Annotated in this window: 15 protein-coding genes; 14 read left to right on the plus strand and 1 reads right to left on the minus strand. The window is 65.7% G+C overall.

What is annotated here, in order from left to right; genetic code table 11:
* Positions 1-95: 95 nt before the first annotated feature.
* Both pta and AC1DCF_RS13050 read left to right on the plus strand, forming a co-directional pair.
* On the plus strand, positions 96-2,204 hold the full coding sequence (pta, locus tag AC1DCF_RS13045) for a phosphate acetyltransferase (protein WP_477211377.1): 2,109 nt from the start codon (positions 96-98) through the stop codon (positions 2,202-2,204).
* Complete coding sequence (locus AC1DCF_RS13050) at positions 2,201-3,322, plus strand: acetate/propionate family kinase (RefSeq protein ID WP_441790231.1); 1,122 nt, start codon at positions 2,201-2,203, stop codon at positions 3,320-3,322. Before pta ends, AC1DCF_RS13050 begins: the two co-directional genes overlap by 4 nt.
* A gap of 170 nt (positions 3,323-3,492) precedes the next feature.
* On the opposite strand, the gene AC1DCF_RS13055 is transcribed toward AC1DCF_RS13050, so the two are convergent.
* Positions 3,493-4,308 (minus strand): hypothetical protein, encoded by an 816-nt coding sequence (locus AC1DCF_RS13055; protein ID WP_477211378.1) that lies wholly within the window; start codon positions 4,306-4,308, stop codon positions 3,493-3,495.
* Positions 4,309-4,737: 429 nt separating this feature from the next.
* On the opposite strand from AC1DCF_RS13055, the gene AC1DCF_RS13060 reads away from it, so the two are divergent.
* The 12 genes from AC1DCF_RS13060 to AC1DCF_RS13115 all read left to right on the plus strand — a co-directional run bounded on the left by AC1DCF_RS13060 (position 4,738) and on the right by AC1DCF_RS13115 (position 20,530).
* Complete coding sequence (locus AC1DCF_RS13060; RefSeq protein WP_477211379.1) at positions 4,738-6,222, plus strand: phytoene desaturase family protein; 1,485 nt, start codon at positions 4,738-4,740, stop codon at positions 6,220-6,222.
* 200 nt (positions 6,223-6,422) lie between these two features.
* Positions 6,423-8,915, plus strand: coding sequence for a DNA polymerase III subunit gamma and tau (locus AC1DCF_RS13065; protein ID WP_477211380.1), 2,493 nt, complete (start codon positions 6,423-6,425; stop codon positions 8,913-8,915).
* A gap of 3 nt (positions 8,916-8,918) precedes the next feature.
* On the plus strand, positions 8,919-9,518 hold the full coding sequence (recR, locus tag AC1DCF_RS13070) for a recombination mediator RecR (RefSeq protein ID WP_441790227.1): 600 nt from the start codon (positions 8,919-8,921) through the stop codon (positions 9,516-9,518).
* Positions 9,519-9,715: 197 nt separating this feature from the next.
* Positions 9,716-11,032: an aspartate kinase gene (locus tag AC1DCF_RS13075; protein ID WP_477211381.1), complete on the plus strand. Its 1,317-nt coding sequence runs from the start codon at positions 9,716-9,718 to the stop codon at positions 11,030-11,032.
* A gap of 122 nt (positions 11,033-11,154) precedes the next feature.
* A complete protein-coding gene (locus AC1DCF_RS13080) occupies positions 11,155-12,300 on the plus strand; it encodes an aspartate-semialdehyde dehydrogenase (RefSeq protein ID WP_477211382.1) in 1,146 nt (381 codons plus the stop codon).
* A 230-nt stretch (positions 12,301-12,530) separates the two neighbouring features.
* Complete coding sequence (locus AC1DCF_RS13085; RefSeq protein WP_477211383.1) at positions 12,531-13,433, plus strand: ABC transporter substrate-binding protein; 903 nt, start codon at positions 12,531-12,533, stop codon at positions 13,431-13,433.
* Between the two features lie 317 nt (positions 13,434-13,750).
* Positions 13,751-15,352, plus strand: a complete 1,602-nt coding sequence (locus AC1DCF_RS13090) for an amidohydrolase (protein WP_477211384.1) — start codon at positions 13,751-13,753, stop codon at positions 15,350-15,352.
* Positions 15,353-15,429: 77 nt separating this feature from the next.
* Positions 15,430-16,389, plus strand: coding sequence for an ABC transporter substrate-binding protein (locus AC1DCF_RS13095; RefSeq protein WP_477211385.1), 960 nt, complete (start codon positions 15,430-15,432; stop codon positions 16,387-16,389).
* Between the two features lie 132 nt (positions 16,390-16,521).
* Positions 16,522-17,493 carry an amino acid ABC transporter permease gene (locus AC1DCF_RS13100; RefSeq protein ID WP_477211386.1) on the plus strand — a complete coding sequence of 324 codons (972 nt, stop codon included), beginning with the start codon at positions 16,522-16,524 and terminating at the stop codon, positions 17,491-17,493.
* Complete coding sequence (locus AC1DCF_RS13105; RefSeq protein ID WP_477211387.1) at positions 17,490-18,299, plus strand: amino acid ABC transporter ATP-binding protein; 810 nt, start codon at positions 17,490-17,492, stop codon at positions 18,297-18,299. Before AC1DCF_RS13100 ends, AC1DCF_RS13105 begins: the two co-directional genes overlap by 4 nt.
* A gap of 74 nt (positions 18,300-18,373) precedes the next feature.
* Positions 18,374-19,129, plus strand: coding sequence for an SDR family NAD(P)-dependent oxidoreductase (locus AC1DCF_RS13110; RefSeq protein ID WP_477211388.1), 756 nt, complete (start codon positions 18,374-18,376; stop codon positions 19,127-19,129).
* Between the two features lie 111 nt (positions 19,130-19,240).
* Positions 19,241-20,530: an extracellular solute-binding protein gene (locus AC1DCF_RS13115; RefSeq protein WP_477211389.1), complete on the plus strand. Its 1,290-nt coding sequence runs from the start codon at positions 19,241-19,243 to the stop codon at positions 20,528-20,530.
* Positions 20,531-20,539: the final 9 nt, after the last annotated feature.

Genomic DNA, 20,539 nt, shown 5'->3' on the forward strand with positions numbered 1-20,539 from the left:
GGCTCAGGGCGGTACTACATCGGGGCCCACCGCAACCTGTGAGCTCCATGTGATTCCCCAGGGTTCCCGCCGACAGGGCGGGCTAACGTAGACCTGTGGCACGAAGCATCTACATCACGTCCGTTGAGGGACACACCGGCAAATCAACGATTGCGCTCGGCACTCTCGACACGCTCTCCCACCAGGTGAAGCGGGTCGGTGTTTTTCGTCCGATCGCCCGTTCCACAGCCGAACGCGACTACGTGGTCGACCTGCTCATCGGGCATGACGGCGTCGACCTCGAGTACGACGAGTGCATCGGTGTCACCTACGACGAGGTGCACGAGGACGCGGATGCCGCCCTCTCACGCATCGTCGAACGTTACAAAGCCGTCGAAGCGAAATGCGACGCCGTGGTCATCGTCGGCTCCGACTACACGGATGTCGGCAGCCCCACCGAGCTGAGTTTCAACGCGCGCATCGCCGCCAACCTCGGCGCCCCCGTGCTTCTCGTGCTCGGTGGGCGCTCCAGCCAGATCTCCGGTGAACGCCTCGGCCAGGCCGACCCGCGCAACCCCGGCGAGATGCATGACATCGCCGAACTCGCCTTGGTCGAGTTGCGTCTCGCGCACGCCACGCTGCTGGCCATCATCGCCAACCGGGCGGATGCCGACGAGCTCGACACCGTGCGCGCCGCGATCCTCTCTGCCAAGCCGAATGTGCCGGTCTGGGTGATTCCCGAAGACCCCTACCTGATCGCACCGAGCATGGAATCGATCATGACCGCAACCGGCGGAGTGCTGATCAAGGGCGACCCCGAACTTCTGGCACGGGAGGCGCTCGGCGTGGTCGTCGCCGGCATGAGCATGGTCAACGTGCTTCCGCGTTTGATCCAGGGCGCCGTGCTCGTCGTGGCCGGTGACCGCACCGAGGTGCTGCTGGCCGCGATGATGGCGCAGACCTCCGGTACCTTCCCGTCGATCGCCGGAATCGTGCTCAACGGCGGCTTCGAGCTGCCCGAACCGATCGAGCGACTGCTCGACGGTCTGCCGCAAACGCTGCCGATCATCCGCACCGAACTCGGCACCTACGACACGATCGTGGCGATCACCCGCACGCGCGGCAAGCTCGCCGCCGACTCCCAACGCAAGTACGACGCGGCGCTGGCCTTGTTCGAAAAGCACGTCGACGCATCCGCTCTGCTCGACCAGCTGCACCTGGCCCGCACCGATGTGGTCACGCCGCTCATGTTCGAGTTCGGGCTGCTGGAGCGCGCCCGGTCGAACCGCAAGCGCATTGTGTTGCCGGAGGGCGGCGATGATCGCATTTTGCGGGCCGCTCACACCCTGCTGGCCCGTGAGGTCGCCGATCTGACCATTCTCGGCGAGACCTTCGAGGTGCGTTCGCGCGCGATCGAGCTCGGTCTTGACATCTCGAAAGCCGAAGTGCTCTCGCCCCACGACCCGGTGCTCGTGATGCGATTCGCCGAGGAATACGCGAAGCTGCGCGCCCACAAGGGCGTCACGCTCGAGCAGGCGCGGGAGCAGGTGACGGATGTCTCCTATTTCGGAACGATGATGGTGCACCTCGGCCTGGCCGACGGCATGGTCTCCGGCGCGGTGCACACCACAGCCCACACCATCCGTCCGTCGTTCGAGATCATCAAGACCAAGCCGGGCGTGATGGTGGTGTCGAGCGTGTTCTTGATGGCGCTCGAAGACCGCGTGCTCGTCTACGGGGACTGCGCGGTCATCCCCGATCCCGACGCTGCGCAGCTGGCGGACATCGCCATCTCCTCGACCGAGACCGCTGTGCAATTCGGGATCGAGCCGCGCGTGGCGATGCTCTCCTATTCGACCGGTGAGTCCGGCACCGGGGTCGACGTTGAGAAAGTGCGCGAGGCGACGGCGCTCGTGCGCGAGCGCCGCCCCGAGCTGATGGTCGAGGGCCCGATTCAGTACGACGCGGCGACGGATGCCGTCGTGGCCGCCACGAAGATGCCGACATCCTCCGTGGCAGGCCGGGCGACGGTGTTCATCTTCCCCGACCTCAACACCGGTAACAACACCTACAAGGCAGTGCAGCGTTCGGCCGGAGCGGTGGCGATCGGACCGGTCTTGCAGGGTCTCCTCAAGCCGATCAACGATCTGTCGCGTGGCGCACTCGTGCAAGACATCGTGAACACCGTGGCGATCACGGCGATTCAGGCAGGGATCAGCGCATGAGCAGCGTCTTCGTCGTCAACTCGGGTTCGTCGTCGATCAAATACCAGCTCGTCGACCTGGCGACAGAGAAGGCGGTGGTCACCGGCCTGATCGAGCGCATCGGCGAGCCCGGATCCTTCATCACCAACCATGCAGACGGCATGCGGGTCGTGCTCGCCAAGCTCGGTGACGTCGACGACCTGATCGCCGTCGGCCACCGGGTCGTGCACGGCGGCAGCGAGTTCGACGGCCCGACCCTCATCGATGATGAGGTCGAGCGCGAGATCGACGCGCTCGCCCGGCTGGCTCCACTGCACAACCCGGCGAACCTGCTCGGGATTCGGGCGGCCCGTCGTGCGCTGCCCGACGTTCCGCACGTTGCGGTCTTCGACACCGCGTTTCATCAGACCATGTCGCCCGCGGCGTACACCTACGCGATCGACGCCGACATCGCCCGCGAGTACAAGGTGCGGCGCTACGGATTTCACGGCACCTCACACAAGTACGTGTCGGAGCAGGCCGCGCTGCTGCTCGGCAAACCGCTCGCCGACACCCGCACGATCGTGCTGCATCTCGGCAACGGTGCCTCGGTCACGGCGGTCGACGGCGGGCGCTCGATCGACACCTCCATGGGGATGACCCCGCTGCAGGGCCTGGTGATGGGAACGCGTTCGGGCGACATCGACCCGGCCGTGCTCGTGCACCTCAACCGGGCCGCCGGGATGAGCGTGACCGAGCTCGACGAACTGCTCAACCGGCGAAGCGGGCTGCTCGGGCTGACCGGCATGGGCGATATGCGCGATGTTCAGGATGCGGCGATCAACGGCAACGAGACGGCCGAGCTGGCGTTGCAGGTCTGGCGCCATCGCATCCGTCACTACATCGGCGCCTACTTTGCGCAACTGGGTGGGCTCGACGCGCTCGTGTTCACGGCGGGCATCGGCGAGAACAATGCGCTGCTGCGACGCCGCGCGTTGGCGGGCCTCGAACACCTCGGCATCCTGGTCGACAACGACCGCAACGAGCTGGCATCGCGGGCGGCCCGGGTGATCTCGCCGGCGGGCGCACCGGTGACGGTGATGGTGATTCCGACGAACGAGGAGCTGGAGATCGCTCGGCAGGTGGCGTCGATCGTCTGAGGCCGCGGGCTTCGGCTGCCGTCTGACGTGATTGGTCGGCGCACGCAAAGTCTGACCTGCTCGTTCGGCGCACGCAAAGGAGGAGATTCGGCGACTCGCCGAGCTTCTCTGGCGGGTTGAGGCGGCGTGTTGCAGATTCTCCTTCTTTGCGTTGTTCAGGTCGCGAGGTTTCATCGCTGTGCATCTCTGACCGTGCGCTCGATCGCGGCGAGCGTTGAGGGCCACTCGCGAAGAATCAGGCGCGGAGTGAGTCTGAGCGACACCCGACCGAACCCGGCGAATACGATGTCGCGATGCCGATCCGGCTCGAAGCGGTCGGGTCCGTGCCACTTTTTTCCGTCGGTCTCGAGCGCGACGCAGTCGTCGACCACGAGATCTTCGCGGTAATGCAGCCCCCGAATCCTCTCCTGGGCTACGACCTGAAATCCAACCTGTCGCAATCGACGGCGCGCAATCGTCTCCTGCCCGGAGTCCGATGTGAATTCCATCTCCCGGATGCCTTGTTGCAGGTAGCGCGGAGCATGTGCGCCGATGCGGCGCACCTGCTGTTCGGTCAGGTAATTCTCATGAACTGCCGATTCGAGGCACGCAATCGCGTGCTCTTCATCGAGGCAATGGATCGCCTGCCACACAGCCTCCATCGGATCGACAAGCCAAGATTCCGCTCCTGCCGAGCCGAACTTCGCCGGCGTCCAGTGATATCGGATCAAACGGCCGGCGTGATCATGGGCCGGTCGTAGCGGGCTGTGTGAGTTTGGGGACAACTGCAGATGCAGAGCTTGATCGAGACCGGCCCAGACGCCGGCGCGGCGCAAGGCGGTCAGGCAGGTGATTCGGGCGTGAGAGGTGACCGCCGCGACCTGATCTGCGTCGGCATGGCGACAGACGTAGATACCGCGCGAGACGCGGTGGATGATTCCGGCACTCATCGCGCCGCGGATGTCGCCAGCCGCGAGGCCGCACCGGGTGAGGTCGGTGGTCGTCACGACGTGACCGAACGAGCAGATGAGACTTTCCGGTATCTGGCGCATGACGGCATCCTGCGCTCGGAGTGTCGAGCGCAATGGTCAGGAGCAGATTCCCGTGGAGAACTCTGTCCGGGATCACCGGTGGGGGAGTGCTATCAATTCGCCGTACGTCCGCCCGAATGACGGAAAGGAGGAGATTCGGCGACGCGCCGAGCTTTTCGGCCGGCCTGAGACGGTGTGTCGCAGAATCTCCTCCCTTGCGTGCGAAGTGAGGCGTGCGGAAGGGCGATGCGTAGAGCTGCGGGGGAGGATGCGGAGATAGGAGAGAGAGGAGAGAGAGGAGATAGAGGAGATAGAGGAGATAGAGGAGATAGGAGAGAGAACCGTTTAGTGAGGGAGAGGCCCAGAGCGCGGACGGCGACCTATGCTGGCGAGAGGGAGGCGCACGTGAGACAGCGCACGCAGCACAAGCAGCGCACGCAGCACAGCGCGACCGAACTTGACGTCGCGATCATCGGGAGCGGGCCGAACGGGCTTGCCGCTGCCGTCGTGCTCGCGCGCGCCGGGCTCTCGGTGCGCGTCTACGAAGCCGAAGACACCATCGGCGGCGGCGCTCGCACGCTCGAGCTGACCGAGCCCGGGTTCCTGCACGACTGGGGTTCGGCCGTGCATGCGATGGCGTTCGCTTCGCCGTTCTTTCAGCAGTTCGGCCTGACCGAGCGGGTGTCGTTCGTCATGCCCGAGATCTCGTACGGGCACGCCCTCGACGGCGGCCGGGCCGGCATCGCCTGGCGCGATCTCGCCCGCACCGCCGAGGGGCTCGGCCGCGACGGCGCCGCCTGGTCGCGCCTGCTGAAACCGCTGGTCGACAACGGTCAGCGGGTCGCCGAGTTCGTGACCTCGCCCATGCTGCCGGTGCCGCGGCATCCGTTCACTGCGGCGGCCTACGGCCTGCGCGCGCTCGAGCAGGGTTCGCCCCTCGCCGGGCTGCGCTTTCGGGATGAGGTCGCTCCGGCCATGCTCGCCGGGGTGTACGCGCATTCGATCGGCCCGCTTTCGACGCTCGGTGCGGGCGCCTCGGGGATGCTCCTGGCCACACTGGCGCACAGCGTCGGATGGTCGGTTCCCGTGGGCGGTTCACAGGCGATCACGGATGCGATGGCGTCAGATTTCACGGCCCACGGCGGCGTTATCGAGACCGGCCGTCGCATCGGCTCGCTCGCCGAACTGCCCGCGGCGCGTGCCATCCTCTTCGACACCTCGGCACGGCAATTGGAGCACCTCGCAGGGGAGCGGCTCGCACCGGGATATCGGCGCGCGCTGCGGCGGTTTCGGAACGGCAACGCCGCATCGAAAGTCGACTTCGCGCTGAACGCGCCCGTGCCCTGGACGAACGCCGACCTGCGCCAGGCGGGCACCGTGCACGTCGGGGGACTGCGCGCCGAAGTCGCGGCCGCCGAAACTGCCGTTGCGAAGGGCAAATACGCACGCTCGCCGTACGTGCTTGTGTCGCAGCCGAGCCTGTTCGACGCGACGCGGGCGCCCGCCGGGAAGCACACCCTGTGGGCGTACACCCACGTTCCGGCTGGGTCGGACCGGGACATGACCGAGCCGATCACCGCGCAGATCGAGCGCTTCGCTCCGGGCTTTCGCGACGTCATCCTGGCTTCGCAGGCGACACCTGCGACCGAGCTGGAGCGTCACGACGCCAACTTCATCGGCGGTGATATCGCCACCGGCGCCGCAAGCTTCCTGCAGCTACTGGCGCGTCCGGTGCTGTCGACCAAACCGTGGCGGGCCGCCCCCGGCCTCTATCTCTGCTCGGCCGCGACCCCGCCCGGTCCGGGCGTGCACGGTATGGGCGGATTCCACGCAGCGCGGCTCGCGCTCGCCGAGGTGTTCGGGCTGCCGATGCCGTCGCTCGCGCCATAGCGACCATTCGACGGAGAGTGTGCCGGCCGCGCGGTCGTTGCGGCCGTTCTGCGGCGACATCCCGAAAAATCTCCATCGAATGGTGGGGAGCGGCGCGGGGAGGGAGACGGATGCGCGAGTGGTGCACCGTGAGTTGGGGAGCGGTGAGTCACCGGTGCCGTTCGGGGCGCTCTGTCAGCGGCTCCGACTACGATTGAATCGTGGTTACAGCCCTGTATCGCCGTTACCGGCCAGAGACATTTTCCGAGATGATCGGGCAGTCGCAGGTGACCGATCCGCTGATGACGGCACTGCGCACCAACCGGGTCAATCATGCCTACCTGTTCAGCGGCCCGCGGGGGTGTGGCAAGACGACATCCGCCCGCATCTTGGCCCGCTGCCTGAACTGCGCTGAAGGGCCGACCGACACTCCGTGCGGCGTCTGCCCGAGCTGCGTTGAGTTGTCCCGCGACGGGAGCGGATCCCTCGACGTGGTCGAGATCGACGCGGCCAGCCACAACGGTGTCGACGACGCCCGCGACATCCGTGAGCGCGCCATTTTCGCTCCGGCCCGTGACCGCTACAAGATCTTCATCCTCGACGAGGCGCACATGGTCACGCCGCAGGGCTTCAACGCCCTGCTCAAGATCGTCGAAGAGCCGCCGGAGCACGTCAAGTTCATTTTCGCGACGACCGAGCCCGACAAGGTGATCGGCACCATCCGTTCGCGAACCCACCACTATCCGTTCCGGCTGGTGCCGCCGGCACCGATGCTGGAGTATGTGCAAGGGCTCTGCGAGAGCGAGGGAATGAAGGTCGCTCCCGGCGTTCTTCCCCTCGTTGTGCGGGCCGGGGGCGGGTCGCCGCGTGACACGTTGTCGCTGCTCGACCAGTTGATGGCCGGCTCCGACGACAACTCGGTCGAGTACGAGCGCGCCGTCGCCCTACTCGGCTACACCCACGCCTCTCTGCTTGACGATGCCGTCGACGCGATCGGCGCCCGTGACTCGTCTGCGGCGTTCGACGCCGTCGACCGGGTGATCCAGACCGGTCAAGACCCGCGCCGCTTTGTCGAAGATCTGCTTGAGCGGATGCGCGACCTCATTATTGTTGCCGCAACGTCGGCGACCGCCGCCGCGGCTGTGCTGCGCGGAGTGCCGCAAGACGAACTTGACCGGATGGCCGTGCAAGCGTCGAAATTCGGCCCGGCCGAGCTGTCACGCACCGCCGACATCCTGAACGCCGCGCTCAGCGAGATGAGCGGGGCCACCTCGCCGCGTCTGCACCTCGAGCTGATGGTTGCGCGCACGCTCATCCCGGCCAGCGACGACTCGAACCGGGGCGCGCTGGCCCGTGTTGAGCGGCTCGAACGACGCATCGGGGTCGACGGCGGCGAGAGTGCGGCGCCCAGTGGGCAGACCGTGCCTGCGCGACCGGTCGCTGCTCCTTCGGCAGCACCCGCGCCCGTTGCGACTCCCGCAGCCTCGACTCCCGCAGCCTCGGCTCCGGTTGCTGTCGCTCCCGTTGCGGCGACACCCGGTGCAGCGCCGGCGACCGTGCCGGTACCCGCAGCTTCGTCGAGCCCGGCCGCGACGACGGCGACTCCCGGCGCGTCGGTGGAATCTGCTCCGGCCGAGTCCGCACCCCCGGCCTCGGCCGCGGCCGCCCCGGCACGCGTGCTGCCGACCGGACCCGTCACAGTTGCGCAGATCAAGGACGCCTGGCCTGAGATTCTCGACGAGGTCAAGACGGCCAAGCTGAGCGCCTGGCTGATCATTCTCACGGCGAGCGTGCTCGAGCTCCGCGGTGACGACATCCTCGTCTTGTCGTTCCCCAGTGAGAGCGACGTGACGAGCTTCAAGCAGCAGCAGCCCACGAACACCGGAGTGAGCGACTACCTGCGCGCTGCGATTATCGAGGTGCTCGGACTCCGGGTGAAGTTCATCGCGCGTGCCGACACCGGCGCAGCGGCCGTCCCGCCCACACGCACGAGTGGGGCGACGGATGCCGCGGCGCCACGGGTTCCGGCAGCATCCGTTCCGGCAGCGGCAGCGGCAAAGGCCACGACGGCTGCGGCTGCTTCACCCACTCCGTCAACCGGTGACTCGGCGGCAGCGCCAACCGCGCCCGCCGGCCGCACGGTTTCCTCGGGCAGCGGCTGGGCAACAGTGGCGATTCCCGGTGCCGCCGATGCATCGGCACCCACTGCGACCGCCGAGGGATCGGCCGCCGGAGCATCTGCCACTTCGGCAGCCCGGCCGGCCGGCGCTCCGTCGGACGGTCCGTCGGCCGACGAACCGCCATTCGACGAAGAGCCGCCGCCCTTCGATGACGACGTCCCGCCGGAGACCGAGCCACCGACCGACCGTTTCGTCGCTCCCGACGAGATGAGCGGCCCGGCGTCCGTACCGACTTCGATCCCGCCGACCTCGATCCCGCCGGTTGCCCGGCCGCAGGGCGTTCCCGCCTCGTCGGTTTCGGCGCCGACGGCAGCCACCCCTGTCGCAGCGGCGGCCGAATCGCAGCGCCCTCCGGTCACCCCGACGGTCGCCCCGTCGGTCCCGATCAAGCGCCCCGCCGCCTCCGCCCAGGGCAACGCACCGGCCTTCGGTGAGAAGCAGCGCTACGGCGAATCGGTGGTGCGCGAGATTCTCGGCGCCACCTTCCTTGAAGAGCAGCCGCACAACTCGGCACCCCGACCGAGAGGCGATTAACGCATGTATGAAGGCATTGTTCAAGAACTGATCGACGAGCTGGGCAGGTTGCCCGGCATCGGTCCGAAGTCAGCACAGCGTATCGCGTTCCATATCCTGCAGACGCAGACTTTTGATGTGACACGCCTCGCGAACGTGCTGCTCGAAGTGCGAGAGAAAGTGCGTTTCTGCGACATATGCGGCAACGTGTCAGAGCAGCAGACCTGCAGCATCTGCCGTGACCCGCGTCGCAACCCGGCGCTGATCTGCGTCGTCGAAGAAGCCAAAGATGTCGTGGCGATCGAACGCACCCGTGAGTTCCGTGGTCTCTACCATGTGCTCGGCGGGGCGATCAGCCCGATCGACGGGATCGGACCCGACGATCTCAGCATCCGTCAGCTGATGCAGCGACTGGCCGACAGCACTGTTCAAGAGGTCATCATTGCGACAGACCCCAACCTGGAGGGCGAGGCCACGGCGACCTACCTGTCGCGGCTGCTCAACACGCTGGAGATTCGGGTCACCCGACTGGCCTCTGGCCTGCCCGTCGGCGGAGACCTCGAGTATGCCGACGAAGTGACGCTGGGTCGAGCGTTCGAAGGCCGACGGGTCGTCGGCGCCTAGCAGAGCGCGCGAGCGTGGCCGTCCGTGACTCCTCTCCCGAGGTCGAGCGTCCGCCCGTTTTGTCCCACTCGCGCAGCTCATGCAACGCGTTCCGGGTCCGGCAGCGCGGCCTTCGTCACATGGCTTCGACGGAATATGCCAGCACTTAGGATGGAAGTCCGAGCCGTGCTCGGACATCCCAACCCCAGGAGTGCCACGTGAGTTTGATCGTGCAAAAGTTCGGCGGGTCGTCCGTCTCCGATGCTGAGGGCATTCGGCGCGTCGCGAAGCGGATCGTCGAGACCCGAAAGGCCGGCCACGATGTGGTCGTCGCCGTGAGCGCCATGGGCGACACGACTGATGAGCTGCTTGACCTCGCGCACGAGGTCACCCCGATTCCTGCTCCGCGCGAGCTGGACATGCTCCTGACCGCCGGAGAGCGCATCTCGATGGCGCTGCTTGCGATGGCGATCAAGAGCCTCGGACACGACGCCCGCTCCTTCACCGGCAGCCAGGCCGGCATGATCACCGACGCCCAGCACGGCTCAGCCCGCATCGTCGACGTCACTCCGGTGCGCCTGCGCGAGGCCCTCGACGAGGGCGCCATCGTCATCGTCGCCGGGTTCCAGGGCTTCAACCGCGACACCAAAGACATCACCACGCTCGGTCGCGGTGGCTCAGACACCACAGCCGTCGCCCTGGCCGCGGCGCTCGACGCCGACATCTGTGAGATCTACACGGATGTCGACGGCGTGTATACCTCCGACCCCCGCGTCGTTCCCCTGGCCCGCAAGATCGACCGCATCACGAGCGAAGAGATGCTCGAACTCGCGGCCAACGGAGCCAAGGTTCTGTATATTCGCGCCGTGGAATATGCCAGACGTCACAACGTGACGCTGCACGTGCGTTCGTCGTTCAACAACAACGAAGGCACCATCGTTTACAACCCGGACAGCGCCACCGACCGGGGGATCACGAGCAACGACGAAGCCGTGTCAGAGAGAAAAGAGACTGTCGTGGAAAACCCGATGATTGCCGGCGTTGCCGCCGACCTCAGCGAAGCCAAGATCACGATTGTCGGCGTGCCCGACATCCCGGGCAAGGCCGCACAGATTTTCAAGATCGTCGCCAAGACGAACGCCAACGTCGACATGATCGTGCAGAACGTGTCGTCGGCCGTGACTGGTCGCACCGACATCTCGTTCACCGTTCCGATGAACGACGGCCACCGCGTCATGCAGGCGTTGGAAGCCGAGAAGGACGAAGCCGGCTTCGAGTCGCTGCAGTATGACGACCAGATCGGCAAGCTCGCGCTCGTCGGCGCCGGTATGCGCACCAACTCGGGTGTCTCGGCCAAGCTCTTCGAAGCGCTCTCAGACGCCGGAATCAACATTGAGATGATCTCCACCAGCGAGATCCGCATCTCGGTCGTCGTCCGGGCCGACAGCGTCAACACCGCGCTCCGCATCGTGCACACCTCGTTCGGCCTCGACGCCGAGTCCGAGGCGCAGGTCCACGGCGGCACCGGCCGCTAGGCTGCGTCGCCCGCACCGCCTCGCCACAGAGTTCACACCCGGCACCTCGGGTTGTGTGGCTAACTCCGGTAATGCCTCCCTCAAGTGCCTGACTCAGGCCGAATTCGGGTGGTTTTGCAAGAATGACCGGAGTTACCAACGCGGAAGCGACGAGAACTACCGAGAACGACAGTTTCGACAGTAAGGAAGCACCAGTGACCAGCACCGCAGGAATCAACATCGGCGTCGTCGGAGCCACCGGACAGGTCGGAGCCGTCGTGCGCCGCCTGCTCGAAGAGCGCGACTTCCCCGTTGCCAGCATCCGTTACTTCGCCTCGGCCCGCTCCGCCGGCAAGGTTCTGCCCTGGAAAGACGGGGAGATTGTCGTCGAAGACTCGGCGACCGCCGACCCGACCGGACTCGACATCGCCATCTTCTCTGCCGGTGCCACGCTCTCGAAGGCCCAGGCCCCCCGCTTCGCCGCGGCCGGCGTCACTGTGATCGACAACTCGTCGGGCTGGCGGATGGACCCCGAGGTTCCCCTCGTCGTCAGCGAGGTCAACCCGCACGCCATCAAGCAGGCCGTCAAGGGAATCATCGCGAACCCGAACTGCACCACGATGGCGGCCATGCCCGTGCTCAAGGTGCTGCACGAGGAAGCCGGGCTCGAGCGACTCACCGTGAGCACCTACCAGGCGGTGTCCGGAAGCGGCCTCGTCGGTGCCGAAGAGCTGGCCACCCAGGTGCGCGTTGCGGTCGAAGACGAGAACCTGCTGCAGCTCGTTCACAACGGCTCGGCCGTCACACTGCCGGCACCCACCATCTATGCGCGCCCGATCGCGTTCGACGTGATCCCGCTGGCCGGCTCCATTGTCGACGACGGCTCCAACGAGACCGACGAAGAGAAGAAGCTGCGCAACGAGTCGCGCAAGATCCTCGAGCTTCCTGATCTGCGAGTCAGCGGCACCTGTGTGCGCGTTCCGGTCTTCACCGGCCACTCGCTGTCGATCAACGCCGAGTTCTCTCGCCCGCTCTCGGCGGCCCGGGCCACCGAGTTGCTGGCGGATGCGCCGGGAGTCACGCTCACCGACATCCCGACCCCGCTCGAAGCCGCCGGCCAGGACGACAGCTTCGTCGGTCGCATCCGTCAGGACGAGGGCGCACCGGATGGCCGCGGCATTGCCCTGTTCATCAGCAACGACAACCTGCGAAAGGGCGCGGCACTGAACGCCGTGCAGATCGCCGAACTGGTGGCTGCCGATGTGCTCGCAGCCCCGGTCGCCAGCTGACCGAACCCGCAGTACACGTAGGCACCGCCTGAATGGGCACCCGCGATTCGCGGGTGCCCATTCGTCGTTCTGCCCGCGACAGCTGGTCGTTTCAGCCGGTCGTTTTCGATCCGGCGCCACGATGGCTATACAGTGTGCAGAATGCAACGGTGCATGGCCGCGACGATGACGTCGCCCGGCCCGCGTCCGCTTCGGCAGCGGCTCGCGACACATACAGTGAAAGAGGAACTATGCGCGTTCGACTCATCCTTCCGGTTCTTGCGGCTACTGCGGCCCTTCTGCTGACCGGATGCGTTGACAACTCCGCACCGGCCGCTGAAAAGGGCACCAGCGGCACGAGCAGCTCCGCAGCCACACAGAAGGATGCGACGGCTGCCGGGTTGCTCCCGGCAGGAATCGCGAAGGCCGGCGTGCTGCGCATCGGCACCGACGCCCAGTCGGCCCCCAACGAGTACAAGGACGCCGATGGCAACCCGGTCGGCTGGGGCATCGAGCTGGCCGAAGGCATCGCCGGCAAGCTCGGTCTGACCACTGAGTACAAGGTCGCCCAGTTCGACAGCATCATCCCGAGCATCGTCGGCGGTCAGCTTGACATGGGCATGTCGTCGTTCACCGACACCGTCGAGCGCGAGGAGGTGGTCTCCTTCGTCAACCACTACGCCGCCGGAATCCAGTGGGCGTCGCAGACCGACAAGGTCGTAGATCCGAACGATGCCTGCGGCCTGAAGGTCGCCGTGCAGGCGAACACTGTGCAGGACACCGAGGAGATCCCGGCCAAGAGCAGTGCCTGCGTCGCCGCCGGCAAGGCGCCGATCGAGCAGGTGCGGTTCGACACTCAGGATGCGGCGGTGAACGCGGTCGTGCTCGGCCAGGCCGACGCCTGGACCGCCGACTCACCTGTCGCGCTTTACGCGATCTCGCAGACCAAGGGCAAGCTCATTCCAGCAGGGAAGACGTTCGACCTGTCGCCCTACGGAATCGCGACAGCCAAAGGCACCGGCATGGCTGAAGCCGTGCAGGCTGCCCTGCAGTCGATGGTCGACGACGGCAGCTACACGAAGATCCTCGATGCCTGGGGTGTCGCCGACGGCGGCCTCGGCAATATCACGATCAACGCGGCGAGCAACAGTTAGCTCGTCGAAAACCCCTCGCTGACACGAAGGCGGGTGGGCGGAGGAAGCGGAGTGCCGCATCCTCGCCCGCCCGCCTTCGGCGTTGGTGCCGGCCTCCGTTTGCGGGCTGCGGGGTCGCGAAGCTGCGAATTTGTGTCTGAGCGGCTGTGAATGTACTGTATGCAGTATTCAGGTTGGCAATGAGGCACTGAAGCGGGGTCGACACAATCGACCTCGAGCGCAGCGGTCTTGGGCAGACGACAGTTTCACGTGGGACATCAGATTCCTCGCCGCCAGGTGCGTTCGAGCGAAGCTGTCTGAGGCATTGCGAGACCACCATGAGCGTTACCGTCTACGAAAACGGCGTGTTTCACACCCCCGGTGCGCGCACCCAGTCATCACCGGCCGTGCTGGTACGGGGCGAAACGATCGAACACATCGGCACCGCAGCCGACTGCCACGACCGCGCCAACGGGCCTCACGCCACGGTCGACCTGGGCGGGGCCGACGTCGTCGCCGGCTTCACCGACAGCCACATCCACACTGCCCAGCTGGCACTGCAGTCCGCCGAAATCGACCTCTCGTCGGCGCGTTCCCTCGACGAAACCCTCGCGCTCGTCGCGGCCCGCGTCAGCGCGGCACGGGCGGCAGAGCCGCACGGCACCGACTGGATCTTCGGCGGACGCTGGAACAATCGCCTCTGGGCCGACCGCGCCACTCCGACGCGATTCCAGCTCGATGCGGTGACCGGCGACATCCCGGTTGCCCTGCACCACGGCGACCTGCACACCTTCTGGGTGAACTCGGCGGCACTCGCGCGAATGGGCATCGGGCAAGACTCGGCCGACCCGATCGGCGGCAGCTACTCACGCGACTCGTCGGGCGAGCTCACCGGCATCCTCGGGGAGGCCGCCGCCTTCGCCGCGGAACGATTCTTCGCACCACTGACCAGCACCGCGCTCGATGCGACACTCGGCGCCACGCTGCAGGGGTTGCTCGCGCACGGCGTGACCTCGATCCACGACATCGACGGTGAGGATGCCCTCCGCGCGTTCAGCGAACTGCACTACGCCGGGCGACTCCCGTTGCGCGTGCACAAGCTGATGCCCGTCGCGTCGCTCGAGAGCCTGATCGAGCGCGGCATCCGCTCGGGCGACGGCGACGACTGGCTGCGATTCGGCGCCGTCAAGATCTTCGGTGACGGATCGCTCTCGTCGCACACCTGTCTGCTGCACGAGGCGTACCCCGGCCAGCCGGGCAACACCGGGATCGCCGTCACCCCGCCGGAACTGTTGAACGCGCTGGTGCAACGGTTGGCCGACAACGGCCTCGCTGCGGCAGTGCACGCCATTGGCGACGGCGCCGTCACGAACGCCGTCGCCGCGCTCGAACGGGTGACGCTGCCTGCCGGTTCCGGCGCCCTGCTGCCAAACAGGATTGAACACGTTCAACACAGCACCCCGGACGACATCACGAGGCTCGGCGCGCTCGGCGCCGTCGCCTGCATGCAGCCGTCGTCGTGCACGTCAGACATCGACATGGTCGACGAACTGCTCGGCGGCCGTGACATCGTCTCCTACGCCTGGCGCAGCATCCTGGATGCCGGCGGCACGCTCGCCTTCAGCTCCGATGCGCCCGTCGAAAGCACCAACCCGTTCACCGGCATCCACGCCGCCATCACCCGGCAGCGGGCGAACGGATACCCGCAGGGCGGCTGGCAGCCCGCCGAACGCCTGAGCCGGGCTGAGGCATTCGCCGCGTACACGACCGGACCGGCCACCGCATCCGGCGAGACCGCCTCGAAGGGGCGTCTCGCCGCCGGATCTCTGGCCGACTTCGCTGTGCTGGACCGGGATCCTTTCGCTGTCGACGCGGCCGCGTTGCTGGAGACCGCGGTCGCGCTGACCGTTGTCGGCGGCGAGGTGCGCTGGGCTCGCTAAGCCCTCACACACGTTCTACCCGCACCAATTCACCCGCACCACCGTTCTGCCTCACGTTGAATCAAAGGAGATTGACAATGAAAAGCACCCCGTTCCGCCTCACCGCCCTCGCTGCTGTAGCCCTCGGCTCACTGCTGCTGACCGGCTGTGGTGGCCAGTCGCTGGCCGCCGCACCGGTCGGCACCGACGCCCCGGCGGCTGAAGCGTTCAAGAACCCGATCCCGTCCGGCGACCTCGCCGCATCCGTGCTCGAGGGCATCAGTCAGAACGCCGACTTCGCCGCCCGTGTTCCGGCCGAGATCAAGACCAACGGGCTCAAGGTCGCCACGGCCGACGGCTACCCGCCCATGGAGATGTTCGACGCAGACGGCAAGACCATGGTGGGCGTCGACATGTCACTGATGCGCGCCATCGCCGACAGCTGGGGCGTCAAAGTTGTGATCACCAACTCCGATGTGAACTCGATGATGCCGGGCGTCGCATCCGGTCGCTTCGATGTGCTCGCCTCGGGCTTCAACGACACCGAGGTGCGCCGCGAGAAGGCTTCCTTCGTCGACTACGCCAAGTCGTCGGGCGCCATCATCGTCGCGAAAGGCAACCCAGAGGGCATCAACGCGCCGGCCGACCTCTGCGGTCACACGATGGCAGTTCTCGACAACGGCTACTACATGCAGCTCGCCACGACTTTCAGCGACGACTGCGTTGCCCAGGGCAAGGCCGCCATCGAGATCCTCGGTTTCGCCAACGACCCCGAGGCGCTGCTGCAGCTGCAGAGCGGCCGCGCACAGGCCGGCATGAACGACTACCCGGTCGGCGTCTTCCGGGCCAAGGAGTCCGGCGGCACCATCGAGGCCATCGAGATCCCGGGTGAATCGCTCTTCGGCCTGGCCGTCGACCCGACGAACGAAGAACTCATCACGCTTCTGCAGGACACCGTCAACAAGCTGATCGCCGACGGCGACTACGACGAGATCCTCGCCGCCTGGGACCTCTCTGGCATGGCACTCACCGAGGCAACGGTCAACCAGGGCAAGTAGTCAGATCCGGTGATCGAGCCTGTCGAGCTCACGCGAGCCGATCTCGAGACGCGCACGCGGTCTCGACAAGCTCGACCACCGAGCCAACGCAATCGATCCAACGCAATCGAACCAATGCCAGGAGAAGTGCACATGCTGGAAGAACAAACGATGGAGAAGGCGGCAACGGTTTTGCAGCCGACCCCCGACAACACCGTCACACTGAAACACCCCGGCCGGGTCGTCGTGGGCATCCTCTGCGTGCTTGCGCTGGTCGGTTTCGCCGTCACCCTGGCGACCAATCCGCACATTTCGTGGCCGGATGTCGCGGCCTATCTGGTCTTCCCGAAGATTCTCGAGGGCGTGCTGGTCACCCTCGAACTCTCGGTGATCTCAACCGTGGTCGGCCTCAGCATCGGCGTCATCCTGGCGATCATGAAGCTCTCGTCGAACCCACTCGCCCAGATGCTGAGCAACCTCTACATCTGGTTCTTTCGCGGCACCCCTGTACTGGTTCAGCTGATCTTCTGGTTCAACCTCGCCTTCCTGTTTCCGACCCTCACCCTGGCCATCCCGTTCACCAACATCGGCTACCAGTGGGACATGAACACCCTGATGACCGGCTTTAACGCCGCAATGCTCGGCCTGGCCCTGAACCTCGGCGCCTATGCGGCCGAAACCGTGCGCGCCGGGATCCAGGCCGTCGATGTCGGGCAGTCGGAAGCGGCCAGCTCGATCGGGATGACCCCGGCCCAACGGATGCGCATCGTCGTTCTCCCACAGGCCGGACGCATCATCCTGCCGCCGATCGGCAACGAGTTCATCAGCATGCTGAAGACCACGTCGCTCGTCTACGTCGTCGCCGGAAACGACCTGATGACCAACGCCAGCCAGATCTACAAGCAGAACAGCAAGATCATGGAACTCCTGATCGTCGTCAGCATCTGGTACATGATCCTGACGGCCATCGCGACCTACTTCCAGAACAAGCTCGAGAAGAAATTCGGCACGGCAAACCTGCCGCCGTCGCCCCGAGCCAGCTGGGGTCGATCCCTGCTGATCAACGCTCAGGCGAAGCGCAAGCTCGCCATCCCGACGACGAATGCCTCAGGAGGATCACTGTGACGAAACTTCAGCTTGATGTGAAGGTGGCCGCAGCCGCAGCATCCACCGAACCGATCATCATCGCCGAACAGGTGTACAAGTCGTTCGGCACCAACCAGGTGCTGGCCGGCATCAACTTCGAGGTCGCCGCCGGTGAGGTCGCCGTCGTGATCGGGCCGTCGGGATCGGGCAAGTCGACGTTCTTGCGCTGCCTCAACGCCCTCGAGACCATCGACAGCGGGCGCATCCGCGTCTCAGGTTCCGACGTCGGATACACCTTCAAGGACGACAAATTCTATGAGTGGGGCTCGAAGGACTACGCCCAGTTCCGGCTCGGAATCGGCATGGTCTTTCAACGCTTCAACCTCTTCAACAACATGAACGCGCTGGAGAACGTGGCCTGCGGACCGATCAAGGTCAAGGGCGTGAACAAGAAGGAGGCCAAGGAGCGCGCGCAGGCGCTGCTCGAAATGGTCGGCCTCGGCACGCACGGGCACAAGTACCCGAACCAGCTCTCCGGAGGCCAGCAGCAGCGGGTCGCCATCGCGCGGTCGCTCGCCATGGACCCCTCAGTCATGCTGTTCGACGAACCGACCTCCGGCCTCGACCCCGAGCTCGTCGACGAGGTGCTCGAAGTGATGAAGTCGCTGGCCCTGGCCGGAATGACCATGGTCGTCGTCACCCACGAGATCGGCTTCGCCCGCGAGGTCGGCGACTCACTGACCTTCGTCGACGGCGGCGTGGCCGTCGAGAAGGGCGACCCGCGCACGGTCATCGCCAATCCGCAGAGCCCGCGCACGCAGCAGTTCTTGTCGAAGGTTCTCTAGCGCACGCGCCACCCCTTCACCCCCATTCACACCCACACCCAGTTCAAGTTTCAGTATCAAGGAGGTGCTCCGAGATGGAGCAGATCGTCATCATCAGCGGTGCATCGTCCGGGATCGGACGCGCCAGTGCCGAACGCTTCATCGCCGGCGGCGCGACGGTCTACAACTTCGATCTGCTGGAGCCGACCGACCCGGCGGCCGGCTCGATCTGGCGCCAGTGTGATGTGACGGATGACGTGCAGGTCGCGTCGCTCGTCGACGCGGTTGTCGCGGCGGAAGGCCGAGTCGATGTCGTCATCGCCAACGCGGGAATCAGCATCCGTCGCCCCTTTCTGCAGATGAAGCGCGCGGAGATTGAGAAGCTGTTCAGCATCAACGTGATCGGCGTGATCAATCTCTGGCAGGCGGCTGGGCGCCACATGCTCGATGCCGGCTCGGGCGTCTTGCTGGCCACCGCATCGACGAACGGAACGGCGGGCTACCCCTGGTACGCCGACTACAACGCGTCGAAGGCGGCGGTGCTCGCACTCTGCAAGAGCGTCGCGCTCGAACTGGCGCCGCGGGTGCGCACCGCCTGTGTCAGCCCCGGCTATGTCATGACACCCATGCAGCGACTGGAATATAGCGATGAGATGATTGAGGAGGTCAACGCGAAGATTCCGTCTGGGCGCCATGCTGAGCCGAGCGAGATTGCCTCAGCGTTCTACTTTCTCGCCTCGCCGGACGCCGCGTTCATCACCGGTCAGCAGCTGATCGTCGATGGGGGAGAGCTCGCCGGCGGAACTGCCTCGGCGTATCGCACGGGAATCGCGGATACCCTCAGCGTGTAAAAAACACTGAGAAAACCTCGGGAGATGAGCTGCGCGGGCCGTGTCATCTTGACAACGGGTGCATCTGTATACAGAATACAGAGACAACTGTCACCCGGAAGAGGTATCTGTATGTTCTCAAAGTCGAGACGACTTATCGCGATTGGCGCTGCCGCGGCGATCGCTTTGTCGATGGCCGCGTGTAGCGGAACGTCGGCCAAGTCAGACCCGAACTCTATTGTGTGGTCAACCTGGGGTACGCCAGAGGAACTCACGCGATTCAACGAGTTCAATACCGAATTCATGAAGCGCCACCCCGACATCACCGTGAAGCTGCAGCCTGTCGCGTCGTACGCCGACTATCACTCGAAGCTTCTCGCTCAGCTCACCTCGAACACCGCTCCCGATGTGTTCTACGTCGGCGATGACAAGATCGGCCAGTTCGTCGCCTCCAAGCGTCTGATGCCTCTGACCGATCTGATGGAGTCCCCGGCGAGCCAGACCAAGCCGGACGACTTCTTCCCTGGCCTCTTCGGTGCAGCCAAGACCGACACTGATATCTTCGYGGCGCCGAACGACTCGAACCCCGACGTGCTCTGGTACGACAAGGTCGCCCTCGCAAACGCCGGCGTGACCGAAGACCCGGCCACCCTCGCCGCCGCCGGCGAGTGGACCACCGCGAAGTACCTCGAGATGAACGACAAGCTCAAGGCCGCCGGCCTGACCGGCTCGATGTTCTGGAACTACTGGGCCACCCACTACAGCTGGATCTCCTCGCAGGGCGGCACCGCCTTTGATGAGGCCGGAAAATTCGTCGCCAACACCGACAAGACCTCGGTCGCTGCGGTTGAGGAACTCGGCAAGAACTTCAACGACGGCACCTTCGTCGTTGCCGACACCCTTCCCTCCGGCGCCGGCGCTGACAGCGTCTTCGTGACCCACAAGGCCGGCTTCTTCTCACAGGGCCGCTACACGATCGGAACCGTTGAGTCGGCCGGCGTGCAGGACGACTACGACATCGTCGCGTGGCCGACCCCCGACGGCACCCCCGCGCCGACCGGCGTCGCCGCCTCGTACCTCGCGATCAACGCGGACACCAAGGCGAAGGATGCCGCGTTCACGTTCTGGACCGAGTTCCTGAGCGCAGAAGGCCAGACCTTCCGTCTCGGCGGCGGCGGCAACGCTGTGCCGTCGATCAAGGGCGCCGACGATGTCGTGCTCAAGGACGGCTACCCGGCGCACGCCCAGACCTTCCTTGACATGCGCGACATCGGCTTCGCCGGTCCCGCAACGGAGGCCAGCGTTCCCGGCCTCTCGACCGACGTGAGCGACAAGATGCTCGCGTTCTACCAGGGCAAGGGCGACGCGCAGAGCACCCTCGACGATGTCGAGAAATTGATCACCAGCAAGACCAGCAAGTAAGGCTGTAAA

Source organism: Leifsonia sp. 10L418 (assembly GCF_056395445.1).